This window comes from Lysinibacillus sp. JNUCC-52 (assembly GCF_015999545.1).
In the GTDB taxonomy this organism is placed as follows: domain Bacteria; phylum Bacillota; class Bacilli; order Bacillales_A; family Planococcaceae; genus Lysinibacillus.
Map to the genome: position 1 here is coordinate 4,506,254 of NZ_CP065546.1, position 24,509 is coordinate 4,530,762.

Annotated in this window: 22 protein-coding genes, 2 pseudogenes and 1 riboswitch; of the genes and pseudogenes, 18 read left to right on the plus strand and 6 right to left on the minus strand. The window is 35.9% G+C overall.

All coding sequences use genetic code 11. From position 1 onward, the window contains the following. Positions 1-212: 212 nt before the first annotated feature. The 3 genes from JNUCC52_RS22285 to JNUCC52_RS22295 all read left to right on the plus strand — a co-directional run bounded on the left by JNUCC52_RS22285 (position 213) and on the right by JNUCC52_RS22295 (position 3,956). The gene (locus JNUCC52_RS22285; protein ID WP_337980865.1) at positions 213-1,442 is read left to right on the plus strand and encodes an MFS transporter; all 1,230 of its coding nucleotides are present in this window, start codon (positions 213-215) and stop codon (positions 1,440-1,442) included. Between the two features lie 20 nt (positions 1,443-1,462). Beyond that, positions 1,463-2,878, plus strand: a complete 1,416-nt coding sequence (locus JNUCC52_RS22290; protein WP_337980866.1) for a M20 family metallopeptidase — start codon at positions 1,463-1,465, stop codon at positions 2,876-2,878. Between the two features lie 94 nt (positions 2,879-2,972). Continuing rightward, the gene (locus JNUCC52_RS22295; protein ID WP_173479088.1) at positions 2,973-3,956 is read left to right on the plus strand and encodes a glutaminase; all 984 of its coding nucleotides are present in this window, start codon (positions 2,973-2,975) and stop codon (positions 3,954-3,956) included. A gap of 162 nt (positions 3,957-4,118) precedes the next feature. Here JNUCC52_RS22295 and JNUCC52_RS22300 read toward each other — a convergent pair whose 3' ends face one another. The 4 genes from JNUCC52_RS22300 to JNUCC52_RS22315 all read right to left on the minus strand — a co-directional run bounded on the left by JNUCC52_RS22300 (position 4,119) and on the right by JNUCC52_RS22315 (position 9,349). After that, positions 4,119-5,363: an MFS transporter gene (locus tag JNUCC52_RS22300; protein WP_337980867.1), complete on the minus strand. Its 1,245-nt coding sequence runs from the start codon at positions 5,361-5,363 to the stop codon at positions 4,119-4,121. Further along, positions 5,314-6,303: a ThiF family adenylyltransferase gene (locus tag JNUCC52_RS22305; RefSeq protein ID WP_337980868.1), complete on the minus strand. Its 990-nt coding sequence runs from the start codon at positions 6,301-6,303 to the stop codon at positions 5,314-5,316. The genes JNUCC52_RS22300 and JNUCC52_RS22305 overlap by 50 nt, the downstream gene beginning before the upstream one ends. Positions 6,304-6,840: 537 nt before the next feature. Beyond that, positions 6,841-8,184: an amino acid permease gene (locus tag JNUCC52_RS22310; RefSeq protein ID WP_337980869.1), complete on the minus strand. Its 1,344-nt coding sequence runs from the start codon at positions 8,182-8,184 to the stop codon at positions 6,841-6,843. Positions 8,185-8,351: 167 nt separating this feature from the next. Then, positions 8,352-8,428, minus strand: a riboswitch (glycine riboswitch). A gap of 537 nt (positions 8,429-8,965) precedes the next feature. Further along, entirely contained in the window at positions 8,966-9,349 is a 384-nt protein-coding gene (locus JNUCC52_RS22315) for a rhodanese-like domain-containing protein (RefSeq protein ID WP_173479084.1), read from the minus strand. Between the two features lie 124 nt (positions 9,350-9,473). Between JNUCC52_RS22315 and JNUCC52_RS22320 the strand changes: the two genes are divergently transcribed. From JNUCC52_RS22320 to JNUCC52_RS22340, 5 genes and pseudogenes are all read left to right on the plus strand, one after another. Continuing rightward, positions 9,474-10,304 carry a lipoate--protein ligase family protein gene (locus JNUCC52_RS22320; protein ID WP_337980870.1) on the plus strand — a complete coding sequence of 277 codons (831 nt, stop codon included), beginning with the start codon at positions 9,474-9,476 and terminating at the stop codon, positions 10,302-10,304. 201 nt (positions 10,305-10,505) lie between these two features. Next, a pseudogene (locus tag JNUCC52_RS22325) lies at positions 10,506-11,297 on the plus strand (ribonucleotide reductase N-terminal alpha domain-containing protein); the annotation flags it as partial. Between the two features lie 208 nt (positions 11,298-11,505). Next, entirely contained in the window at positions 11,506-12,357 is an 852-nt protein-coding gene (locus tag JNUCC52_RS22330) for an LAGLIDADG family homing endonuclease (protein ID WP_337980871.1), read from the plus strand. Positions 12,358-12,433: 76 nt separating this feature from the next. Continuing rightward, a pseudogene (locus JNUCC52_RS22335) lies at positions 12,434-14,215 on the plus strand (vitamin B12-dependent ribonucleotide reductase); the annotation flags it as partial. A gap of 144 nt (positions 14,216-14,359) precedes the next feature. Further along, positions 14,360-14,752 carry a hypothetical protein gene (locus JNUCC52_RS22340; protein ID WP_337980872.1) on the plus strand — a complete coding sequence of 131 codons (393 nt, stop codon included), beginning with the start codon at positions 14,360-14,362 and terminating at the stop codon, positions 14,750-14,752. Positions 14,753-15,125: 373 nt separating this feature from the next. On the opposite strand, the gene JNUCC52_RS22345 is transcribed toward JNUCC52_RS22340, so the two are convergent. Then, positions 15,126-15,542: a DUF3888 domain-containing protein gene (locus JNUCC52_RS22345; protein ID WP_337980873.1), complete on the minus strand. Its 417-nt coding sequence runs from the start codon at positions 15,540-15,542 to the stop codon at positions 15,126-15,128. 119 nt (positions 15,543-15,661) lie between these two features. On the opposite strand from JNUCC52_RS22345, the gene JNUCC52_RS22350 reads away from it, so the two are divergent. The 5 genes from JNUCC52_RS22350 to JNUCC52_RS22370 all read left to right on the plus strand — a co-directional run bounded on the left by JNUCC52_RS22350 (position 15,662) and on the right by JNUCC52_RS22370 (position 19,566). Further along, complete coding sequence (locus JNUCC52_RS22350; protein WP_337980874.1) at positions 15,662-16,096, plus strand: DnaD domain protein; 435 nt, start codon at positions 15,662-15,664, stop codon at positions 16,094-16,096. Between the two features lie 143 nt (positions 16,097-16,239). Beyond that, positions 16,240-16,665, plus strand: coding sequence for a 3-hydroxyacyl-ACP dehydratase FabZ (gene fabZ / locus JNUCC52_RS22355; protein WP_337980875.1), 426 nt, complete (start codon positions 16,240-16,242; stop codon positions 16,663-16,665). A 298-nt stretch (positions 16,666-16,963) separates the two neighbouring features. Beyond that, entirely contained in the window at positions 16,964-17,491 is a 528-nt protein-coding gene (locus JNUCC52_RS22360) for a sigma-70 family RNA polymerase sigma factor (protein WP_337980876.1), read from the plus strand. Beyond that, the gene (locus JNUCC52_RS22365; protein ID WP_337980877.1) at positions 17,481-18,494 is read left to right on the plus strand and encodes an LCP family protein; all 1,014 of its coding nucleotides are present in this window, start codon (positions 17,481-17,483) and stop codon (positions 18,492-18,494) included. The genes JNUCC52_RS22360 and JNUCC52_RS22365 overlap by 11 nt, the downstream gene beginning before the upstream one ends. Positions 18,495-18,657: 163 nt before the next feature. After that, entirely contained in the window at positions 18,658-19,566 is a 909-nt protein-coding gene (locus tag JNUCC52_RS22370) for an NAD(P)H-dependent flavin oxidoreductase (protein WP_173479074.1), read from the plus strand. A 73-nt stretch (positions 19,567-19,639) separates the two neighbouring features. On the opposite strand, the gene JNUCC52_RS22375 is transcribed toward JNUCC52_RS22370, so the two are convergent. Continuing rightward, on the minus strand, positions 19,640-20,614 hold the full coding sequence (locus JNUCC52_RS22375; protein WP_173479073.1) for a DUF1385 domain-containing protein: 975 nt from the start codon (positions 20,612-20,614) through the stop codon (positions 19,640-19,642). Positions 20,615-20,807: 193 nt separating this feature from the next. On the opposite strand from JNUCC52_RS22375, the gene JNUCC52_RS22380 reads away from it, so the two are divergent. The 5 genes from JNUCC52_RS22380 (at position 20,808) to JNUCC52_RS22400 (ending at position 24,507) form a co-directional block, all read left to right on the plus strand. Further along, the gene (locus JNUCC52_RS22380; protein WP_173479072.1) at positions 20,808-21,233 is read left to right on the plus strand and encodes a hypothetical protein; all 426 of its coding nucleotides are present in this window, start codon (positions 20,808-20,810) and stop codon (positions 21,231-21,233) included. A gap of 62 nt (positions 21,234-21,295) precedes the next feature. Next, complete coding sequence (aroQ, locus tag JNUCC52_RS22385; RefSeq protein WP_173479071.1) at positions 21,296-21,730, plus strand: type II 3-dehydroquinate dehydratase; 435 nt, start codon at positions 21,296-21,298, stop codon at positions 21,728-21,730. 2 nt (positions 21,731-21,732) lie between these two features. Next, complete coding sequence (locus tag JNUCC52_RS22390; protein ID WP_173479070.1) at positions 21,733-22,794, plus strand: M24 family metallopeptidase; 1,062 nt, start codon at positions 21,733-21,735, stop codon at positions 22,792-22,794. Positions 22,795-22,811: 17 nt separating this feature from the next. Beyond that, positions 22,812-23,369, plus strand: a complete 558-nt coding sequence (efp, locus tag JNUCC52_RS22395) for an elongation factor P (RefSeq protein WP_173479069.1) — start codon at positions 22,812-22,814, stop codon at positions 23,367-23,369. A gap of 136 nt (positions 23,370-23,505) precedes the next feature. Next, complete coding sequence (locus JNUCC52_RS22400) at positions 23,506-24,507, plus strand: NAD(P)H-dependent flavin oxidoreductase (RefSeq protein ID WP_173479068.1); 1,002 nt, start codon at positions 23,506-23,508, stop codon at positions 24,505-24,507. Positions 24,508-24,509: the final 2 nt, after the last annotated feature.

Here is a 24,509-nt window from a genome sequence, read left to right on the forward strand (position 1 = left end):
TTAAATAATTTGATTATTATACGAATATATAACGAAATTGTCGTTATATAAAGGGGATATTTATTTACACTAGATAGGGAGAGGTGGAAAAGTAGTGATATTTGTAAAAAATGGTAGTATGGGAAATTTTAAAAAATTACTCACCTTTGCCTATACTATCAATTGCAGCATTATTGGTGATAGACGTTTCATGAAACATGGGAGGGATATGGATGACAGCAAATGAAATGACAAAAAAATCTAGAAATATAATTCTTGCACTATTATTTTTAGGATGGTCGTTAGGGAATTTAGATCGTTACATTATGAACTATGCAGTTGTAGCAATTACAGGAGATTTAAGCTTAGATGCGTCTTCTACAGGTATTATTTTAAGCGCTTTCTTTCTAGGCTATGCCATTATGCAAATTCCTGGTGGATGGTTAGCAGATAAATTTGGAGCGAAACGAATTTTATTAATAGCAGTTATTATGTGGTCCATCTTTACGGGCTTAACTGCGATAGCGTGGTCTTTAGCAGCAATGATTGTCATTCGTTTTTTATTCGGAATTGGTGAAGGTGGGTTCCAGCCTTCTAGCTCAAAAATTATTGCAACCGTTTTCCCTAAAGAAGAAAGAGGAAGAGCAATGTCGATTATGCTTACCTCTGGAGGAATTGTATCGCTAATCGTTCCTCTACTTTCGGCTTATTTATTAGGAACGATTGGCTGGCGTATGATGTTCATTATTATCGGGTTAATAGGCGCAATTATCGCCATTTTGTACTGGAAATATATTAAACTTCCACAAGAGCAAACCGAATCAACAGGTAATGTTGGTGAAGGAAAAGTCACTACTAAAGTTAGCTTCAAGGAGCTATTTAAGACGCCACTTATGTGGAATTTAATTATCGCTTATTTTTGTATTTATGCAGTGAACTGGGGATTAGTATCATGGATTCCAACGTATCTACAAAAAAATCGTGGTCTTGATTTAATGTCAATCGGCTGGGCACAAACAATACCAGCAATTACAACAATTATTGGTGTTTATGGTAGTGGTTATATTATTGATAAGCTACCACGCGGGATGGACAAAATTTTAGGTGCAATTTCTTGTGCAGTGATTGGGATTTTATTGTATTTAATGTTTACAGCAGAATCTGTGACATTATTTATCGGTTATCAAACAGTTGTTTCGATCTTTATTGCATTTGTTATTACATTACTACCTGCCATTGTCTTAAAAAAGTTACCATCATCTATTACAGGTTCAGCAATGGGGATTGCCAATACTGGCGGTCAATTAGCAGGGTTTGTAACACCAATGGCTATCGGCTTTATGGTCGATGCGTTTGATGGTTCTTTTGACGCAGCCTTTTGGATGCTAATAGCATTTGCGGGTATTTGTATTATTTCATTACTAACATTAAATGATCAAAAAGGAAAACTATTAAATTTATAAACGTCATTGGAGGAGAAAATATGAGTATTTATGAAAAAATATCTTCGTTAATTGAAGCAAAAAGTGAAGCAAGTGTAGCATTAAGTAATACAATTTGGGCGGTGCCTGAACTGCACTTTCAAGAGAAAAAATCGGTTCAGTATATGAAAGCAGCATTAGAAAAAGAGGGCTTTGCGACAGAAGTTGGCGTTGCTGGGCTTGAAACGGCACTCGTAGGAACATTCGGTTCTGGAAAGCCTGTTATTGCTTTTTTAGGTGAGTATGATGCACTTCCTGGCTTGAGTCAAAAGGGTGGTGCTACCCATTATGAACCATTAGAGAATGGAGGAAGTGGTCATGGTTGTGGACATAACTTATTAGGAACAGGCGCATTTGCTGCTGCTGTTGCGGTGAAGGATTACTTAGAACAACATAATCAGTCGGCGACGATTCGATTCTACGGTTGTCCAGCTGAGGAAAATGGTTCAGGGAAAGCTTATATGGCGAAGGCGGGTATTTTTGATGATGTCGATATTGCAATATCTTGGCACCCAGGCACATTTACATCGGTCATGACTTGTAGCTCTCTAGCAAACTATGCAGTAACTTTTAAGTTTACTGGGAAGAGTGCACATGCTGCCGCTGCACCACATCTTGGCAGAAGTGCGTTAGATGCTGTTGAGCTCATGAATGTTGGGGTAAACTATTTACGCGAACACATTATTCCAGAGGCGCGCTTGCATTATGCGGTTACAGATTCGGGTGGAACATCTCCGAATGTTGTCCAACCATATGCGGAAGTAACTTACTTAGTAAGAGCACCTAAAAAACAACAAGTACAAGAGATATATCAACGTGTTGAAAATATTGCGAAAGGTGCAACGTTGATGACGGGAACTTCGGTGGAGATTGCCTTTGAGGGAGCTGCATCCAATCTTATTCCAAACAAAACACTGTATGACGCAATGCAAAAACAAATACTTGAAATTGGGATGCCAACTTATACAATAGAAGATGAGCAGCATGCACAAGCTATTTATAATACGTTTAGCCCTGAAATTCAAGCTTCCTCTTTCGTTGGTCTAAAAAAAGAGGATGCGATGCAATTAAAAGATAAAGTAATTGCTGATCACATTCCAAGTGTGCTGCCTGAATTTATTATGGGCGGATCAACAGATGTAGGAGATGTTAGCTGGATTGTTCCAACTGTTCAATGTACAACTGTTTGTATGGCACTCGGTACACCGCTTCATACTTGGCAGGTTGTATCACAGGGCGTCATGCCGATTGCACACAAAGGAATGCTACAGGCTGCCAACATTATGGCTTGCACGGCAGTTGAATTAATAAATAATCCTACGCTTATTGCAGAAGCTAAAAAAGAATGGAAGGAACGTCTAGATGGGGAAACTTATGTGTCATTAATCCCAGAAGGAACAATGCCTCCAAAGCGTTAAATGAAAAAGGAGTCTTCGTAGATGAACTATGAGGGCTCTATTTTTCCTAGTTAGAAAAAATGATGGCATTCATCTAAGAGAGGAGAATAGTATAATGCTTACCAATCATACTAACAACGATTACGATAATCCGCATCAACTTCTTGTAGCTGAGTGGGTAAAGGAGTTTCGACCATTTGCACAAGAGGGTAAATGTGCAAGCTATATTCCAGCATTAGCTCAAAAAGATCCTCATCAATTGGCCATTTCAATTATCGGACCAAATAATGACGAAATCAATGGAGGGGAGACAACTGAACTTTTTACGCTTCAAAGTGTTTCGAAAGTTGTAACATTTATTTTAGCGTGTATGGATCGAGGGTTGCCTTATGTGTTAGAGCGTGTAGATGTGGAGCCTACAGGTGATACTTTCAATTCAATTATTCGTCTGGAAAGTCATCAGCCTGGAAAACCGTTTAATCCGATGATTAATGCAGGAGCCATTACAGTTTCCTCGATGCTTGCAGGTAATTCCCCGCAGGAGAAAGTTTCAAAAATCCTCTATTTTTTAGAGAAAATTGTTGGGAAGAAATTAAAGGTAAATGAAGAAGTTTTTCAATCTGAATGGCACACCGCCAATCGCAATCGGTCATTAGCGTATTATTTAATGGATTCGGGCTTTTTAGATTGCCCTGTAGAAGAGGCATTGGAAGTGTATTTGAAGCAATGTGCAATTGAAGTAAATGTTTCGGATTTAGCGATGATCGGTTTAATCATTGCCAATGATGGCTATCATCCACTATTACAAACACAGCTGTTTCCTAAGCAGGTGGCAAAACTAGCGAAGGCATTGATGGTGACATGCGGTATGTATAATGCATCAGGTAAATTCGCTGCATTTATTGGATTACCCGCTAAAAGCGGTGTCTCGGGCGCCATTGTTGCGGCAGTTCCAAGTCACGCAAGCTTAGGTTCACCTTTCCCTGCTGGTTGTGGTATTGGCATTTATGGACCTGCTATAGATGAAATCGGCAATAGTGTCGCAGGAGTAAAATTACTAAAGCATGTGGCAGCTGAGTGGGATATGAATATTTTTTAATAAGGTAAACAAATAGCGTAGATAAGTACAGAGACTTACTTACGCTATTCTTTTATTAATTTAATAAATATTAATTGCAAGTGAAGACTAGTCGAAATTAAAAAGTGTATTCATTCATATAGAATTGGATTTCTCTTTGCTAGTTTGGAAAAAGGACTTAAGCTATGACATCTTTTCTAAAGAAACATTCGATTTTTTGAAAAATAAGAGATAGAAACCAAACGTAACAGTGATAATTCCTGTTATAATGATTAAATTTTCTACGTCATCATATATCATAGGTATTAACAAACATGTAACTATAGCAAAAGACGAAACTGTATTAATAACAGAAGTCACTTTGCCAATATGGTGAAAATCATAAAAATGATAAATCATTTTTCCATAAACTGTTCCTGACATACCAATTAATAAAAATGTTAATGCAAAGAGTGCGGTTTTTATGGCTATACTATCAATGAAAGCTATCAGTGTAATAGAAGCGCCAGAAACCAAATAATCTATCATGAAAAAGTTTTTAAAAGGCATTTTAATACGGTTTGAGAGAAAAGCTCCAACAAGCTCGGACCCTCTCTGGATAGCTAAAAGGACACCTAGATATTCAACGCCAATATTTAGTATTACTAGATAAGCACCGATAATACGCATGACCATGGTTGTAAGACCGCTTAAGATACCTTCCATTACAACTATTCGTGACGGGGTTTTTTCTTTCCAAAAATATTTAAAAGCATACAAAATATTATTTTTAAAATTAGGTTTGTCTTGAATTTGATTATTATTGTTTGGATGATATACAATATTTTTTACGTAAATTTTCAAAAATAATGCTATACATAAGAAAAAAGTAAACATGTCAATGAGTAGTATACTAATTACAGATATATATATAAGAATCACTGAAGATAGGAAATTAGATATTATATCAACTGTATTATTGGTAATATTCATGACATAAACAGATTTTTCAATATCTGTTTTTTTGAATCGTAGTATTTCAGGAATATAACTGGATTGAACTGGATAAATCAATGTATTCGCAAATGAAAATATAAAATGACATATGAAAATTAAGAGGATATCTAATCTGAAGTATACTGTGCATAATATGCCTGTAATAGAGAATAATTGTACAATTTCTAAAGAGATTAATAGGCTTTTTTTATTTCTACAGTTATCTATTAAAGTTCCAAAGGCAAAGTTAATTAAGGAGGGTAAAAAGGCGATTAATCCGATGAGTGCTAAAGAATCTGCACCTAGATTGTATATAGAGATAGTTATATAGGCTAATACAACAGTATATAAGCTATCTCCAAAATTTGTTATCACTCTACCGGATATAAAGTAAATAAAATTTTTATTTTTTCTTAAGGTCATATTTATATACATTCCAATTAAATAAATCAATTTGAATTGCCTCTGGTTTATAATTTAGTTGTGTAATAACGCTGAAAGCTTGATAAGAGATTAATCCTGCAGCCATATAAGTTACTGGTGCTATAACACTTGTAGAGAATGTAGTGTTTCCCAAAAGTTGTTCTCTTGGAGCACCTTGCTCATCATACAATTCAGAGCTTGTTATCGTTAAATTTGGATTCATACAAAATGTGTTGATAACTGTAGAAGCATATGAACCTGAAATAAAAGGTTTATTAAACTCTATTGATAAATCATCAAACCATACGACAATTTTGTATTTTGGCGTATCTGCACAACATATAGAAATATCAAAGTCATATTTTTGGAAAATATTCTTTAAATCATTTCTTGTAGCTAAATATTTATTTAATTTATTCACAATTATTTTTGAATCAATTTTTTTTATATATTTTTCAACGATGTCTACTTTATTTTTCCCTATGTCCTCCTCGAAATATGTTCCCTGTCTCGTTAAATTTGTTTCATCTATTTGATCATTATCAATGATAGTGAATGTTTGAATACCAAGTCTAGCTAAGATTTCACATACATTGGCACCAATCCCACCTAAACCTACGATCAAAACATGTCCTTTATTTAATTTTCTTTGATAAATCGAAGGGTCAGTATTATTTGAAATATCCATCCATTCGAAGAAATTTATGTTGCGTGAATATTTATATTGTTTATCATATTCATTTATAGTAAGTAGACCTAAATCTTTTAAAACCTTAACCTTATTATTAAATTCTTCTGTGCTTATTGATAATTGATCACGCTTTTTCTCGCCATTTAATACTTTTAAAATATCAATATTTTGTTCGTTTTTTTCTATTGACCTTTCTATTCCATCTTGACCAAAACCGAAGATTATTTTTTCGCCTACAATTAAAGGTTGTAAAGTCCTTTTTATTTTTAATAGAGTCATCGAAATATTCCTCCGTTTAAGAATGAAAACAAAACAGAAAGAATATAAATCCCTCCTGTTTTGCTTTATTGGAATCAAATTGCTAATATTAACAATTTTGATTTATATAATTGTTAATATTAGCGGTCTCCATTACGAAATGCTGGTAGCATAAAAAATCACCCCCAACTAATTTCTTAGTGACATTATAAAAAAAATAGCTGAAAATTCGCAATAAAAAATAAATGAAAATGCGCAATTTTTTCTCCCTATTATTCAGTCTAAATATATAGTAAAAATTTTTTATATTAGTAAACAATAAGTATGTGTGAGGAGAGACTGTTGTTGAATTGTTATCACAACTATATCCTGACAACTAGATTAGTATTGCACTAAATTGAAGATACAGAGTTAAATGACAGTAAATAGAGAAGGGGTTATGGCTGTTAGAGTAATATCAGTGCTACAGCTACACATTGTAGCGCTAGATAATTGGGGAACTGTAATAATGAAAGCAAAGACGCAATGGTTAGATTGCGTCTTTGCTGTGGATGTGGTTTATTGTTGGCGATTTTTGCGTTTGTATAGAATGAAAAGACCGATAAACCAGATAGGTGTTAGTAAAAGAGCCGTTCTTGTTTCTTCGGAAATTAACATAACAACTAATAAAAACGCGAAGAAAGCGAGTACTAAATAGTTCACAAATGGTGTTAATGGTGCTTTGAAAATTGACGCTTCATGTAGGGCGCGATTTTTACGTTTATAAATGATATGAGAGATTAAAATAATACTCCATACCCAAATAAAACAAATTGCACTAATTGTTGTCACGACGCTAAAGGCGTTTTCTGGCATGAGCTTACTTAGTAATGCGCCCACTGATACAACGATAGCAGAAATGGTAAGTGCATTACTTGGTACACTATTTTTATTTAGCTTTGCAAATGAAGCGGATGCTTGTTTATTGCGACCAAGATTATACAGCATGCGACTTGTCGAAAATAAACCACTATTGCCTGCTGATGCGGCAGATGTCAATACGACAAAATTAATAATACCTGCTGCAATAGGTATACCAGCTAATGTAAAAACTTGTACGAAGGGACTGCTTGTTCCAGACATTTCATACCAAGGGTTGATGCATAAGATGATTACTAATGCCCCTACATAAAACAATAAAATTCGGAGTGGAATTTTATTGATTGCAGATGGAATGTTTTTTTGAGGATCAGCGGTTTCAGCAGCAGAAACACCAACTAATTCTACCCCAACAAAAGCGAAGACAACCATTTGGAATGCCATTAGGAAGCCATATATACCGTTAGGGAAGAGCCCACCATGTGCCCAGAGGTTTTCCACGGATACTGTTCCAGAGCTTGTTTGGAATCCAGTGAATAGCATGAATAATCCAATAATTATAAGCGCAACAATTGTTACCACTTTTATAAGAGCAAACCAAAATTCGAGTTCCCCAAATAGTTTTACAGTCAATAAATTTAAAAATAATAAAAGGACTAAACAGCCAATTGCAGGCACCCATTGCGGGATATTAAGCCAATATTGTATGTAGACACCGACGGCAATAATATCAGCCATTGCAGTCATAATCCAGCAAAACCAATAGGTCCAGCCAGTGACATATCCTGCCCAAGAGCCGATGTACTCTGTAGCGAAATCTGTAAATGACGTATAGCCAGCATTCGATAATAACAGTTCTCCAAGCGCTCGCATAACGAAAAATAAAGCAGTGCCGACGATAAGATAGGCTAAAATAATAGATGGTCCTGCTAAAGCAATCGCTTTACCTGCTCCTAAAAATAAACCTGTACCAATTGTACCGCCAATCGCAATAAGTTGCACATGGCGATTTTTTAATTCACGTTTTAATTGTTGTTGTTCCACGTTCATTCCCCCATAAGATTCGTAGAAGCTGTGACTGGAAAATAAAAAGAGACTAGTTGCGACACTAGTCTCGTAAACGTCAGAATAACAATTACCATGTTCGAAAGTTCGGTTAGTTTAAAATAAATTCAACATTCGTGTGGTATAGCTTTCGTGATGAAAGTTTATATTACTCCTCTGTCCTTTTGCCTGAGATAGTGAACCCTTCGGCGACGCAAATTGCGCTCTCTCCAGAAATGCTCCTGCTATAGTTTAATCCATAGCATTCATAGCTTTAATCTATACATTATTTTAAGATATTATTTATCCTATCAATGCCTAGCAATTAATTCAAGGGAAAATTTCAGTAGTTTTCATCAAAAAAGAAGAATTAAGTTTATGCTGATAAATTTGTTACGAAAGTTAGTTATTTTGGACATACTGTTTTTTGTAATGGGGAAGGGTATAGCAAGTATGGAGGGGGCAGAAAATTCATATTTACGCCAAAAATCTCTTTTTGCTATATGGACGGGACACTGCATTAGAGCAGTTTAACATTCTACTATTTATTTTGTGATAAAGAAAATGAGAAAGCTAAACGACATGGTTAGTCGTTAGACAACTACTATTATATAGAAGAAACTCTGGATATTAGCAAAAAGAATCCATTACCAATGCAATTGGAATGGATTCTTTTTGTGCGAAAATAAGTATTGCTGTCGATTTATACAACATACTTGCTTTACGGAGAATTGTACTATTGAAAATAGTCACTTTTACCTTATAAAATTCGCAGTGATTATTATTTTTTTGTTTTAATTTTACCAGTCCAATTACGGAAGCCGCCATCAAGCTGGTAGATTTGATTGTAACCACGTTTTTTTAGGAAAAGAGCAGCACGCGCACTACGACCTGTATTTTGACAGTATAAGTATACTGGTAAATCTGGGCGGATTTCTTTATGACGTTGACGTAATGCTGTAGAAGGAACGTTACGAGCACCAAGAATATGACCTGCATCAAATTCTTTTTGTTCACGCACATCGATTAGTTGCGCTTTACGGTAGCCTTCAATAAATTGTTCTTGTGTTAAGTTGGTTACGGCTTTTTTTAGACGCATTGCATTAATAGCGATATATGCAATTAGAACTACTAAAATAACACCAATTGTGATAAGTATATCCAATTTCTTCTTACCCCTTTCTATCTTCTTTATTATTATAAAAGATGCGCTAGCGATAGTCCAATGAGTTTGATAAAATTAACTAGATTGTGGCTAGAAATGATCTATAGATGTAGGAGATGACGTAATGACAACTTGGTATTTTCTAAATTCAGGAAAATGTAGTCCTTCTTTTAATATGGCACTAGATGAGGCATTGCTTGATTGGCATAGTGAGGGATTAATTCCTCCTGTCATTCGTTTTTACGAGTGGGAGCCAGCGACATTGTCGATTGGTTATTTTCAACAAGCGAAAAGAGATATTAATTTAGATGCGTTACGTGAACAAGGAATAGGGTTTGTTCGTCGACCAACAGGCGGTCGAGCAGTTTTACATGAACATGAATTGACATATAGCGTAATTGTTACTGAAAGCTATCCTAATATGCCTGAATCAGTAACAGAGGCGTATCGCGTACTAAGTGAAGGGATATTAGAGGGCTTTCATAATTTAGGAATGGATGCGTATTTTAGCGTACCTGATACAGAAGAAAAGAAGGCAGATTTGAAACAGCCAAAAAGTGCCGTATGCTTTGATGCACCAAGTTGGTATGAGCTTGTCGTAGAAGGCAAAAAAATAGCAGGTAGTGCACAAACACGTCAAAAAGGTGTTATTTTACAGCATGGTGCGATTTTACTTGATTTAGATGAAGAGAAATTATTATCTGTATTTAATTTTTCTAGTGAAGAAGCAAAAGAGCGTATGCGAAAAAAACTACCAGAGAAGGCGGTTGCTATTAATAGTCTTGTTCAAAAACCTGTTTCTATTGAACAATGTGTCACTGCTTTCCGAGATGGCTTTGCAAAATCGTTGCAAATTGAATTAAAAGCATTTACACTTTCTGAGGAGCAATTAAATTATGTGCGTGATTTAGAGGAAAAAAAATATGCTCATGATGATTGGAACTTTAAAAAGTAAAATATGGTATAAGAAAAATATTTTTTATCGTTTAAACCTTGTAATGGCAAGCAGTAACCATTCTACTTGAAATTGCAAGAGTTGAATTAATAAACTATATATAGTATCTTTTTAAAAGCAACATACACAATATGTAGTGTTTACCAACACATGATATTGTGTATTTATTATTGTAAGGCTTAAAATAAGGGAGGCAAAACGATGGTACTCACAAATCATCAACCCGATGTAAACAAACAAATTGAACAGTTAAACAAAGATATTGAGCAATTCCCACAGGTTCACCCTGTTACGCCTGATATGCACATTACGCATACAGGTGTATCAAGACTTGTAATGATCGATCGCTACTCGTTTAAAGATACGGAAAAGAAAACATTAAAAGCTGGTGATTTCGTCGTATTAACGGTGAAGGCAGATCCAAAATTCCCTGCTCGTGGTTTAGGAACAATACAACATATTGATATGTCTACAAAAACAGCAGACATTTTGATTGAGGAAGACTACCGTAGCGCATTAGATGATCCAAAAGAGCAAGAAACAGGTGTGATCACACGTTCAATTGACGTGCTAGAAAAGCCTCTTGAAATTTTTTATGAGCAAATCGCAAAACGAAATGCAACAGGGCTTGCTTCAGTTGAAAAAACAGCCGAAAAACGCCAAGAATGGTTTGAGAAATTTTATAAACAGCTTTTATCATTGAAATTTGTACCAGCTGGCCGTGTCATTTATGGAGCAGGTTCTGAAACAGATGTAACCTTCTTCAATTGCTATGTAATGCCGTTCGTTGCGGATTCACGCGAAGGGATTAGTGATCACCGTAAGCAAGTAATGGAAATTATGAGCCGTGGTGGTGGTGTAGGAACGAATGGTTCAACACTACGCCCTCGCAATACGTTAGCACGTGGTGTGAACGGTAAATCTTCAGGTTCCGTATCATGGCTAGATGACATTGCAAAACTGACTCACCTTGTCGAGCAAGGTGGATCCCGTTAACCAAAACGGCGGGATTAAAATCTCGTGAATTGCTGGAACACCCTGAGAGCTTTTCTTGCTACAACGTAAACTGTGAAGTTAAACGTGAATGCTTAAAAAAAGAAAAGATTGGGCAATCAGCAGCGAAGCATCTGTGGAAATGCAGATGAACGTTCAACGACTATTGAACCTTCCTAAACTTATATGCCACTTTGGAGGTGGGAGCATGGAAGAAGTAAATCGTAATGTACGGAGACGTCCTTACGAGGCGCGAGACAAAGAACGATTGATTAAAGAGATAATTGAGTTACATGAGCATGGAATGAGCCAAGTAGATATTGCGAAAACGCTTTGTATAGGAAGAGGAACGATTCTTAGATGGAATAAAGAATTAGAACTTTTTAAACCGAGAACACCTGGTGAAGCTGGTAAGCTGAAAAATAAGAAATATCGTTATAATGAACACTACTTTAAACAAGTAGATACAGCGAATAAGGCTTATTTAGTAGGTTATATTACAGGTGATGGAACGATTTTTGATCGTGGGAAATCTAAACGCCTTGTGTTATCACTCGCAGAGCAAGATCGACAACTACTAGATGATATCGCTAAAGAATTATGTATGTTGGAAGCAATGAAATTCCGACCAAGCACAGCGCCAAATGAGCAAAATAAATATGCTTTACCAATCAATTCAACAGAAATGTGTAATGATTTAATTAAATTAGGGATTACACCACGAAAAACAGGTTTTGAAAGTTGGATTAATTTTGGAAGAGAAGATTTACAGTGGGCGTATTTAAGAGGTTTTTTTGATGCAGATGGTCATATATCAAGTCGTGGAAGACTGGGGTTTACAGGAAATAGTCATATGCTCCTGTCATTGCTACAATTTCTTCATAATAACCAGCTAGCTTTATCAGTCCATAAACTTTATCCGAAACAAGGTTGTGTAGACTTATACATTACTCGTAAAGATGATGTGAAAAAGATTGCGCAACAGTTATATAAGTATGGCTCTATACGACTCAATCGCAAATATGAAAAAATCAAATCCTTCTTTGATGATATAGTCTGATCTTATGTGAAAGCATAAGAATGTGGCAGAAATGACCACATCATAAAAGTATTTTAATATACTTTTTTGTAACAAAAAGCGTGGGGCACAAATGATTATGCTGGCAGATTGGCATCCTGATATCGTGGAATTTATTATTTCAAAAATGCAAAATCCACGTATTCTACGATACTTAATGGAAAATACAGCAGATGAGACGATTATTCGTCTAGCGAAAGAAAAATTAAACTTTAAGCCGCTTACAACGCAAGAAGAAGCGATGTATCAGGGCATTGTTAATTATAAAGGTATAGAGGGATTAGGCGGATTCGACAGTGGAATTATCCGTGAAGCAGAAAATAAATTACGTGATGGTGGTACGTACACAGTTCATAACCCAGAGTTTTTAACAGGTGCGAACATCTCTGTAACGTTAACAAAAGAATTTATGGCAGCTGTTGAAGCAGATGCTGACTTCGAGCTTCGTTTCCCAGCCGTTGAAGAATATTCAAAAGAAGAAATGGCTATATACAACAGTGAATGGCATAAAGTTGGAGATGTACGTGAATGGGAGAAGATGGGCTACAAAGTACGCACATATCGTACGATTAAGGCAAAAGAGCTTTGGAACCTCATCAACGTCTGTGCAACATACTCTGCAGAGCCAGGTATTTTCTTTATCGACAATGCTAACGATATGACAAATGCTAAAGCTTATGGTCAAAGTGTTGTAGCAACTAACCCATGTGGGGAACAACCACTAGCACCATATTCAGTTTGTAACTTAGCTGCTGTCAACTTAGCTCAGTTTGCGGATAAAGAACACCAAACAGTCGATTATGAAGCATTACGTGAAACAGTTCGTGTTGGTGTTCGTATGCAGGATAATGTTATTGATGCAACACCTTACTTCCTAGAAGAAAACCGAGTACAAGCTCTTGGTGAGCGCCGTGTCGGTTTAGGGGTAATGGGCTTAGCGGATTTACTTATTTATTGTGAAAAAGAATATGGCTCAGATGCGGGTAATGCACTTGTAGATGAAATCTTTAAAACAATTGCAGAAACGGCATATGAAGCTTCGACAGAGCTTGCAAAAGAACGTGGTAGCTTCCCATTCTTAGTTGGAGCGACAGAGGAAGAAACGGCCCGTTTACGCAAAGCGTTCACTGAAACAGGCTTCATGCAAAAAATGCCTGCACACATTAAAGAGCAAATTTTAGCAACAGGTATTCGTAACTCACATTTACTAACGGTTGCGCCAACTGGTTCTACTGGAACAATGGTAGGCGTAGCTACAGGTCTAGAACCGTATTTCTCATTTACTTATTATCGTTCTGGCCGATTAGGTAAATTTATTGAAGTAAAAGCGGAAATTGTTCAAGAATACTTAGACCGCCATCCAGAAGCTTCAGAAGATAAATTGCCTGAATGGTTTGTTACGGCAATGGAATTAAAACCAGAAGCGCATGCAGATGTGCAATGCATTATTCAAAAATGGATTGACTCATCAATTTCTAAAACAGTGAATGCTCCAAAAGGCTATACAGTTGAACAAGTAGAAAAAGTGTACGAGCGCTTATATAAAGGTGGCGCTAAAGGCGGGACGGTCTATGTTGATGGTAGCCGTGATTCACAAGTGCTTACACTAAAAGCAGAAGAAAATGATATGGATCAGTTATCATTTGAAGAAGAATTAGTCGAAGAGCACACAAAACGTCCAGTTGTATTAGTTGATACGATTCAAGCGCTTGAGTCTACAACTGTAATTGGCTCGGATGTAGGAAACACATGCCCAGTATGTCGTAAAGGAACAGTCGAAGAAATGGGTGGCTGTAACACATGTACAAACTGTGGTGCACAATTAAAATGCGGTTTGTAAATTGAAGAATTGATATAAAAGCTTTGTGGAATCATCTTACCTCTAAACATAATTAGGGGTGAGGTGATTTTTTTATTGGTAATTAATGTTATGATTATAGACAGAACTAAGAAACTAGGTTTCTACATAGTTGGGGGCGAAGACATGAAGCGTTCGTTGTGTAATATAACTAGGATAATGGGTATCGCATGCGCTATTTCAGCAATTTTTTATATTCGTAAGTGTATGTCTGGTAAAGCTCTCTTTGTTTCTAGTGGAATAAAAGTAGAGTACCCTCTTATTAATTTGGAAAACAGTCAGGTCACTGCTTATGTTACATATGATGGAAAGACATATATGCGTGTTCAATATAATGTATTAACAGAAGAAACAAAAGTCATTGGAAGTATAGAATCAATAAAATTAAATCGTTTGATAAAAAATAACATTACATTAACCGATGCTGACTTTATAGAAATGATTCAAAGCTCAGCGCGATTTTTTGTTGAAAATGAAATTGCTCATCCTGACGAATTTTACAGACAAAACCCCTCATAAAAAACTGCATCCAGTTAGATGCAGTCTTATTTTTTTCTAATCAGTGTATCGCCAAGCGGTATTCCAATCACTACAACCAAAACTGTTAAAACTAACAAGGCTTGAAATATAAAATACGCAATTTGATCAAACATCGTATCTCTCCTTCCTTTTATTCTTATAGTACCCAATTGTTGCAGAGCCAAACTAATGTAATAAAGCATAAAATCATTTGAGCCTTTTATAATATAGTTTACTGCAAACCAACGTATGTATGCAGTCGACTTAAATTTTTTAAACTTTCATAATAGCGCACAATGTATTAATAAGCATCACTGTTCTTCTTATACTTTTGGGGAAGGGTAGTTGTACAAAGTTCGATAACAATTTTAAATTATTGTGGTGGATATTTATACGTCTTTAGGTGGGTGTGTTTTATCAATGTAATTTCTGGTCCAGCAGAAATTTCATAGGTCATTTGATCTTTCCCAACTGGAATCCACTGGCCACCATCGGTTGGTTCGATTTCAAATGTAATTTGCAATTTAAATCCTCGGAAACCATTTACTCTACTCGTTTCTAACACTTCGATTTTCCAAGGAGTGACAGCAGGTGAAAAATCCTTTAAAATTTTTGGATAATAATAGCGATTTAAATCTTTTTCAATATAAGGACTAAGCATTAACATGAGCATATCCTGTAATCTTAGCTGATCAGAATCTTGCGTTGGTTCTGCTGATGAAACGGTTGTTGTTTGAAAAGAAGTAATGAGAACAAGTGAGAGTATAAAAACGAGTACTATCTTTTTCATTTTCTTCAATACACCTCTCTACGATTTTTCCCTAATTAAAGTGTATTGTTAACTTATATTAAATAAAGTATGTACTTTTTGAATTAACGAGTGCGATGATTTAAAAGGGGTGAAATAGCATGAGTCGTGATAAGAGATATAAGAAAATAAAAGGCAAAGTAATATACGGTAAGACGACCGAAGAACGATTTCAAGAAGTACATGGGATTACAATTGAGGAATGGGAAGCAAAAGGAGAAGAAAAATTTAAAGCAAAAATGGGAATGAGCTCCGACGAATGGTATATAAAACAGGTTAAATCCTTAACATCAATTGAGTATCTTAAATATAAAGGTGTTGATGTTTCTAAAGATGATGTAGATTTAGTTATGGATTTACAAGAGTTGGGATTAAATGATGGTGTTATAAATGTATTACTGGATTATGTAATAATTGTTAGTAAAATTGGGTTTATTCACTCATTGGTAAGAGAAATGGGTGAAAGTTGGCACAATAAGAATATCTCAACTATTGAGCGTGCAATGGCCTTCGTAAGGGAAGTGTGGAAAAACTAACGTCCTCGAATTTTTAAGCCGCATCGCTGTAGTTTTAGAATAGTGATACATGGAAGATAGAAATGTTATAGTATCAACTATTAGTATCTGGTGGTAAAATTGATGTTTAGGATATGAATTACATTGTGATGGGGGATTTAATAATGTACGATACTCAAAAAATAAAAGAAATTATTAAACATCGTTATCCATTTCTTTTAGTTGATAGGATTTTGGAATTAGAAGAAGGAAAACGTGCCGTTGGAATGAAAAATGTAACTATAAATGATAATTTTTTTAAAGGGCACTTCCCTCATTACCCTGTTATGCCTGGTGTTTTAATTGTAGAAGCATTAGCTCAGGTAAGTGCTGTTGTAATGTTAACTAAAGCAGGCAATCAAGGACGATTAGGGCTGTTAGCAGGAGTAGATAACTGTCGTTTCAAACGGCAAGTAAAGCCTGGAGATCAACTCCGTCTCGAGGTTGAAATCACGCGATTAAAAGGTCCTATTGGAAAAGCAAAAGGTATCGCTACAGTGGACGGGGAGCTGGCATGTGAAGCAGAAATTCTATTTGCTTTTGGTGATTGAAAGCAATTAGTAAAAAGTTACTCAAAATCTAAAACGAACAGTTAGCATATGCAACTCAATGTTCTTTGGTAAATTACAAGGAACTCTTATAGATAAAAGAATAGGATAAATAATTTGCTTGTGTCTATGATTTGTAATCTAAGATACAAGTTTTTTTATGTCAGTTATAATTATAAGGATGTTTTTCAATAAAAAGAAAATGCTTATAAAATAAATATTTTTTGGAAATTGAACCTATTTAAATTTGTTAGTCGTCTAATAGCAGAATTTGAAGTTAGTTGAAAGGGAGGGTAGTAGAGTGGAGAAAGATGAAAAAGATTTTTTACTAGAAAAAGTAATGATTGAGTATGGGAATGAGCTGGTACGATTGGCATTTTCTTATGTGAAAGATTCGGAGACTGCTAAGGATTTAGTGCAAAATACGTTTATTAAATGCTACAAAAATTTAGATTCCTTTCGATTTGATTCACAAATAAAAACATGGCTCTATCGTATAACAATTAACGAATGTAAAGATTATTTAAAAAGTTGGCATTATAAAATGGTGCAAGTAAAAAGTTTTATACAAGAAACTGCAAAGTCAATATACCCATCTACCGAAAAAACAGTTATTGATAAATATCATAATGAAGAAATTAAAGATACAATCTTTTCTCTTCCGAAAGTGTATCGTGAAGTCGTTTATTTATACTATTATGAGTCGTTAAAGACAGAGGAAATTGCTGATATTTTAGATATTCCAGTAAATACAGTAAAAACGAGATTAAGACGGGCAAAACAGAGGTTAGAGACGATGATAAAGGAGGCAGAGTTGAATGGAAGATAAACATGTAAGAGAAAAATTTTATAAGACTTCCGAAAAAGAATTAATATTTACACAAGAAGACCGACATGTAGTATTTGAACAAATTCGTACACTGGAGAAGAAAGATAAAATGCAAAAGAAATCTCTTTTTTCTTCCCCAAAAAGACTCGCGCCACTTACAGTTTCATTATTAGCAATAGGCTTATGTTTATTTTTATTTATTCCATCGATTTTTGTTGGAACTGGAAATGTTCAAAACGAGCTTAACAAAAGTGATATTAGTGGGGATGCCTATCAGGATGATGCCATTTTAACTACGCTCATTACTGTGAAGGCAAAAACGGAGGATAACAGAATACCACTTAATCTATTACTTACATATAGTAAAAATAAAAAGATGATGAAAGTTTTATCTATTCCAAGCGCTACGTATGCACCGATAAAAAACATGGATGGAACAACTTCGAACGATAAATTGTTATTTGCGTATGCCTACGGTTTGGGAGGGGCAGAAAATGTTAAAGCAACAGTGTCAAAACTATTTAATTTACCAATTGATTATTATGCTGTTATAGATTTAGAAACCTTTTCCACATTCATACATGCTGTGAATGGTATAGATTACGACTTACAGGAAGATACTCGAGTACGAGCTATAACGAGTGTGGCATTTGATTTTCAAAAAGGAACCAATCGGTTAAATGGGGAAGAGGTTGTGGCATTAATGATGGCGGCTACAGATGGAAGAAATTTAAGTGAAGAAAACCTCTTGCATCTCATTCATGCAGTTAGTAATAAAATGGAAAATGAAATGCCAGAAGAACAATTAAAAGAACTGCTATCTCAAATTGAAACTAATCTACCACTCGATCAATTGTTAGAGCAAAACCTAGAAATTAAATCAATTGAATCATTATCTTTAAGTGCTGGAACTAGAGATGACATGATAGATGGAAAATATTATGTGATGTTTGAGGAAGAATATTTAAAAACTGTTGCAGAAGAGTTACTTATATTTAACTAACTTAAAGTGTCTATCCGTCAAATGAGGTGGATAGGCATTTTTTTATGCACACGACTTATTCTTATAACGGATCAATTTTCGAAAAGGAAGATTTATAAAATTAGTTCGTAAAGTAGGGATTTTATGATATTAATAGAATATTTAATAAAAAGGGGGAGAGTATATGTCACGATTACCAATTATTGTAGCACCGATGTTTTTAGTATCAAATCCAGCGATGGTCATTGAGGCTAGTCGAGCGGGGGCTATTGGCTCGTTTCCGTTATTAAATGCAAGACCTGCGTCAACTTGCGCCGAATGGTTACAAGAGATTAAAGAAGCATTACCAACGGAGCTGTGGGCAGTCAATTTTATTTGTCATCCAGTAGCGAATGCACGTTTTGAGGAAGATTTGCAGTTAATTGAGGAATTTGAGCCGCCGATTGTTATTACATCGCTTGGTAATCCGAAAAGGGTCATCGACATTGTCCATCGCTATGGCGGTAAAGTATATGCTGATGTAGCAAACGTTAAGCATGCGGAGAAATCAGCCGCTACAGGTGTGGACGGCTTAATTCTTGTCTGTGCAGGGGCAGGTGGACATGGTGGGCAATTAAATCCATTTGGCTTTGTGTCGGCCGTTAAGAAATTCTTTAATGGAACAATTATATTATCAGGGTCTCTTTCAAGTGGTGCCGATGTTTTGGCAGCGCAAATTATTGGTGCGGACTATGCATATTTAGGAACGCGATTTATCGCTTGTCATGAAGGGAATGCTCCAGAGGATTATAAAAAGATGATTATCGACAGCAAAACAGATGATGTTTTATATACAGATGCGTTCAGTGGGGTTCATGTGAATGTGTTAATTCCATCTTTATTAAAGGAAGGGATTGACCCGACGACCTTAAAGCCGAGGGAAGATATTGATTTAACACACCTTGTAAATGTGAAGGCTTGGCGTGATATTTGGTCAGCAGGGCATGGTGTCACAAATATTGAAAAACGCGAGTCAGTCCTTGAAATTATTACGACATTACAAGAGGAATATGAATGTGCAAAGCAGCAATTAAATGCTGTTCAGTCTTTATAAAAGGCATTTAAGGTATAAAAAATGTAAAACGCACAATGCTATAGAATTCAGCGTATTGTGCGTTTTTATTATGCTAGTCGTGATTTAATGTAGCAGCAATTTCAGGTTGCTGTTCGACTTGGAGTAACATATTGAAAGATGCAATTGCTACTTCCACTTGTTCGTCCTGAGGCTCTCTTGTTGTTAATAATTGTAGCCAAAGGCCAGGATAGCCTAAGTATCGTAACAAAGGAATGTTACGGCATGCATTTGTTGCCTGTAATACTTCAAATGATACCCCTAAAACAACGGGAATTAATAAAATACGGTCTACAATTCGTAACCACAGAGGATCTGTTGGTACGAAGAAATACAAAAACATACCAACGAATACAGTGAATAACATAAAGCTACTACCACAACGATAATGTAAACGAGATTGCGCTTGTACATTTTTTACAGTAATATCCATACCTGCTTCATAGCAATTGATTACTTTATGCTCGGCACCGTGATATTGGAAAACGCGTTTAATAATCGGTGTTAAAGAAATAAAGTATAAATAGGTAAGCAAAAGAAGTAGTTTAATGCCACTTTCCAGAAGGACTTGGCCTACTTTACCATCAATCCATCTAGAAAAGAAATCGGCAATAAATACTGGAATTAAAGTAAAGGCGAATTTCCCAAATAGAAAGGAAAGAATGCCGACAACGGCAACGCCTAAAATCATTTGTAACTTTGAGCCGCCTTCTTCTACATTTTCAGCTTCTTCGCCTGGTGTAACGTCATAACGATCCCCTGAAAATTGCATATGGCGTGAACCTAAACCTGCTGATTCGATAAGTGCAACAACACCACGTACGAATGGGATTTTTTTTAGCTTTTGCAGAATCGGTTTTTGAACCTTTTTATAATGATAATAATCAATGGAATCATCGTTACGGCGAATGGCAGTAATCGTATGTTCCTTTCCTCCGAACATCACACCTTCTAATTGTGCTTGTCCCCCGTAAACAGGTGAATTGCTCAAGGCTAACACCACTCTCTTTATATATTTCAACTGTACCATTGTACTAAATTTAGCGAAAAACCTCTAGAGGTACGCATAGTAAATTTTCTATATGGTTACACTTATTGTGTAATTTTGTATTTTCAGAAAGATTGCTTTGTATGTGTACAATGATATAACACTACGAGCCATTGTGTTAAGGATCATGCTGCAATGCTCGCATGCACAAAGGTCAAAATAGGAGGTATTAATTATGAAGGTAGGCTTAATTACTTCAGTTGTTTATGCGATTGTTTTAGCGATAAGTTTAAAAGGACTTCATTTTTTTCATTTAATTTCTTGGAATCCAATAGGTTTTTATAAGAAGTGGGAATTGTTTGAGGATAGCTCCAAATTATTTCATTGGAGTTTTCTAACATTAGCACTATTTGTAGTAGGTTTCTTTTTATATATGACTTTACGATATACGCATATTATACCAGCAGTATTGACTTCTTTTTTACTAGGACTAATTGTAACAATCACATTAGAATGGTTCTTGTTGGATTTACCAATGCAATCGACATCGTTTAAAAAAGTATCTATTCCTTTTATCGTTGTCGTAATTTGTCTTCTTCGCTTTTTACTTGAAACAGCTAATTTTCATCAGAAAGAGCATACAGCACAAAAAGGAAATTAGTTGCTGTATGCATTTGGTATGATAAAATAAAAAACAAGTACATAGAAAGAGGCGAATACTGCGTGAAGTTATTATGTTTGAATGGACCAAACTTAAATCGACTAGGGAAACGTGAGCCCCATATATACGGTCATGAAACACTAGAAGATGTAAAGAATAATGTTCAAAATCTCGCGGCTTCTCTTGGTGCGACAGTCGAGTTTCGTCAATCGAATCACGAGGGTGTTCTTGTTGATTGGGTACACGAAGCAGAGGATGAAAAGTATGATGGTATTATCTTTAATCCAGGTGCATATACCCATACAAGTGTAGCATTACATGATGCAATTGCAGGAGTTGCCGTACCAGTTATTGAAGTACATATTTCCAATATTCACAAACGTGAGGCTTTTCGCCATCATTCCTATCTTGCACCAGCCTGCCTTGGCCAAATTAGTGGACTTGGTACGAAAGGCTATGAACTAGCATTACGCACTTTTATTGAGAGGGAGAAATAATTATGTTGAAATTACAAAAGCTTCGTAAAACACTTCAAGAAAAAAACATCGATGGCATTTTAATTACAAACGAGTACAACCGTCGATACATGACAGGGTTTACAGGTACAGCAGGAGTGGCAATCGTGTCACAAAATGATGCTGTATTTATTACTGACTTCCGATATACTGAGCAAGCAGCTGCGCAAATACAAGATTTCCGTATTGTACAACACGAAGTAACGCTTCTAGAAGAAATTGCGACACAAGTCAAAGCAATGAGTATTAAATCATTGGGATTTGAGAAAGATACTGTAAGCTTTGGAACATATGAGTTATATAAAAATGTGATTCAAGCTGATTTAATACCCGTTTCTGGATTAATTGAAAAAATTCGCTTGATTAAGACTGAACAAGAGATTAATATTATTAAGGTTGCGTGTGAAATTGCAGATCACGCATTTACACATATTTTAGACTTCATCAAGCCAGGTAAAACAGAGCTTGAAGTTTCGAATGAATTAGAGTTTTTCATGCGACAACAAGGAGCAACACAGTCCTCATTTGATACAATTGTAGCGTCTGGTCTTCGCTCAGCACTACCACATGGTGTTGCTACGAATAAGGTTATTGAAAAAGGCGACTTTGTCACATTAGATTTTGGTGCACTATACAATGGCTATATTTCGGATATAACACGTACAGTGGCAGTTGGTGAGCCATCTGAAAAATTAGTAGAAATGTATAATACAGTACTTGCATCGCAACTTTTATCACTTGAAAAAGTTGGCCCTGGTTTAACGGGTATTCAGGCAGATGCAATTGCACGTGACTATTTAACAGAAAAAGGCTATGGTGAGGCATTTGGTCATTCTTTAGGACATGGTATTGGTCTTGAAGTACATGAAGGCCCTGGCTTATCGAAGCGTTCTGAAACGGTATTAGAACCGGGGATGGCTGTAACGATAGAACCAGGTGTTTATGTACCAGGAGTTGGTGGTGTACGTATCGAGGACGATATTTTAATCACTGAGTCAGGTAATGAACTGCTAACACATTCGACTAAAGAACTCATCATTTTATAAACAATGGAGGAACACAAATGATTTCAGTAAACGATTTCCGTACAGGTCTAACAATTATTGTTGATGGCCAATTATACCGCGTGTTAGATTTCCAACACGTTAAGCCAGGTAAAGGTGCTGCATTCGTGCGTTCTAAATTACGTAACTTACGTAACGGTTCTGTGAATGAGAAAACATTCCGTGCTGGTGAAAAAGTAGAAAAAGCACAAATTGATAACCGTAAAATGCAATATTTATATGCTCAAGGTGATGAGCATGTATTTATGGATTTAGAATCATATGAGCAAACTGAACTAGCTTCAGCTGCTATTGAATATGAATTAAAATTCCTAAAAGAAAACATGGAAGTACACATCCAATCTTACCAAGGCGAAATGCTAGGTGTAGAATTACCAAACACGGTTGAATTAGAAGTAACAGAAACAGAACCAGGTATTAAAGGTGATACAGCTTCAGGTGGTACAAAACCTGCAACACTTCAAACTGGTCTTATTGTTCAAGTTCCATTCTTCGTTAACCAAGGTGATGTGTTAATTATCAACACTACAGAAGCTTCATACGTATCACGCGCATAAGTGCTATTTATTGAACCTACTCTTTTCATAAAGAGTAGGTTTTTTTCATCTATTATCACAAAATACAAAAATATGTAAAAAATTTGCAGGTCTTCTGGCTAAATAACGTTTACAATACAGATAAGAGGTGAAAGCAATGTTAAAAAAATTTGAGATGCAATATCCAATAATTCAAGCACCGATGGCAGGCGTGACGACACCGAAATTTGTTGCAGCTTGTGCAGAGGAAGGTATTTTAGGGTCTATTGGAGCGGGTTATTTAAATGGAGAGCAAACTAGAGACTTTATAAAAGAAGTGAAAAAGCTTACCAATAAACCTTTTGCGGTCAATTTATTTGTTCAGGAAGAGCCACGTATTGATATAGAAGTGCTCCACAAAGCACGTATGGCGTTGCAGCCATACTATGATGAGTTAGGATTATCACCTGTACAAAGCGTGACGTCTAACGAAGTGTTTGAAGGGCAATTACAGGCAGTACTGGAAGAGCAGGTAGCCGTTTGTTCATTTACATTTGGCATCCCATCGTCAGCGGTTATTCAACGTCTAAAAGACAACGGTGTATATGTCATTGGCACTGCTACTACGTTAGAAGAAGCTATTCATGTTGAACAAGCGGGTATGGATGCAGTCGTATTACAAGGTGGCGAGGCTGGTGGCCACCGCGGGTCTTTCATTGAACCACTCCAATTAATTGCTCGGGAAGATTTATTACAGCAAGTAGCGGGCAAAATTGCAATTCCAATCATAGTAGCTGGTGGCATTATCTCAAAAGAAGATGTAAAGCGCGCATTAGCAGGTGGTGCACAGGCGGTACAAATAGGTACAGCATTATTAGTTGCCGATGAATGTGAAATATCACCGCTATATAAAAATGCTATATTACAGTCGAAGGCACATCAGACGACTATAACGTATGCATTTACTGGCAAAGCGGCACGTGGCTTAGCCAATCATTTTACAGAACAAATGAAGGGTGCTGTCGTAGCTCCATATCCATTACAACATTATTTAACATCTACTATTCGTAAAGAAAGTACATTGCAAGGAAATGCTCAATATTTATCGATGTGGATGGGTGAAAATAGTCATCTAGTGGAACCAGGTACAGTGAAAGCTATCATTGAAAAATTAGTATAGGT

What these genes read in the sequence shown, in the direction of transcription:
- efp (WP_173479069.1), top strand. Translation starts at nt 22,812, where the DNA reads ATGATTTCAGTAAACGATTTCCGTACAGGTCTAACAATTATTGTTGAT.
- JNUCC52_RS22295 (WP_173479088.1), top strand. Translation starts at nt 2,973, where the DNA reads ATGCTTACCAATCATACTAACAACGATTACGATAATCCGCATCAACTT.
- JNUCC52_RS22350 (WP_337980874.1), top strand. Translation starts at nt 15,662, where the DNA reads ATGAGTCGTGATAAGAGATATAAGAAAATAAAAGGCAAAGTAATATAC.
- JNUCC52_RS22345 (WP_337980873.1), bottom strand. Translation starts at nt 15,542, where the DNA reads ATGAAAAAGATAGTACTCGTTTTTATACTCTCACTTGTTCTCATTACT.
- JNUCC52_RS22305 (WP_337980868.1), bottom strand. Translation starts at nt 6,303, where the DNA reads ATGACTCTATTAAAAATAAAAAGGACTTTACAACCTTTAATTGTAGGC.
- JNUCC52_RS22375 (WP_173479073.1), bottom strand. Translation starts at nt 20,614, where the DNA reads ATGGTACAGTTGAAATATATAAAGAGAGTGGTGTTAGCCTTGAGCAAT.
- JNUCC52_RS22290 (WP_337980866.1), top strand. Translation starts at nt 1,463, where the DNA reads ATGAGTATTTATGAAAAAATATCTTCGTTAATTGAAGCAAAAAGTGAA.
- JNUCC52_RS22285 (WP_337980865.1), top strand. Translation starts at nt 213, where the DNA reads ATGACAGCAAATGAAATGACAAAAAAATCTAGAAATATAATTCTTGCA.
- JNUCC52_RS22330 (WP_337980871.1), top strand. Translation starts at nt 11,506, where the DNA reads ATGGAAGAAGTAAATCGTAATGTACGGAGACGTCCTTACGAGGCGCGA.
- JNUCC52_RS22370 (WP_173479074.1), top strand. Translation starts at nt 18,658, where the DNA reads ATGTCACGATTACCAATTATTGTAGCACCGATGTTTTTAGTATCAAAT.
- JNUCC52_RS22390 (WP_173479070.1), top strand. Translation starts at nt 21,733, where the DNA reads ATGTTGAAATTACAAAAGCTTCGTAAAACACTTCAAGAAAAAAACATC.
- JNUCC52_RS22365 (WP_337980877.1), top strand. Translation starts at nt 17,481, where the DNA reads ATGGAAGATAAACATGTAAGAGAAAAATTTTATAAGACTTCCGAAAAA.
- fabZ (WP_337980875.1), top strand. Translation starts at nt 16,240, where the DNA reads ATGTACGATACTCAAAAAATAAAAGAAATTATTAAACATCGTTATCCA.
- JNUCC52_RS22340 (WP_337980872.1), top strand. Translation starts at nt 14,360, where the DNA reads ATGAAGCGTTCGTTGTGTAATATAACTAGGATAATGGGTATCGCATGC.
- JNUCC52_RS22400 (WP_173479068.1), top strand. Translation starts at nt 23,506, where the DNA reads ATGTTAAAAAAATTTGAGATGCAATATCCAATAATTCAAGCACCGATG.
- JNUCC52_RS22320 (WP_337980870.1), top strand. Translation starts at nt 9,474, where the DNA reads ATGACAACTTGGTATTTTCTAAATTCAGGAAAATGTAGTCCTTCTTTT.
- JNUCC52_RS22380 (WP_173479072.1), top strand. Translation starts at nt 20,808, where the DNA reads ATGAAGGTAGGCTTAATTACTTCAGTTGTTTATGCGATTGTTTTAGCG.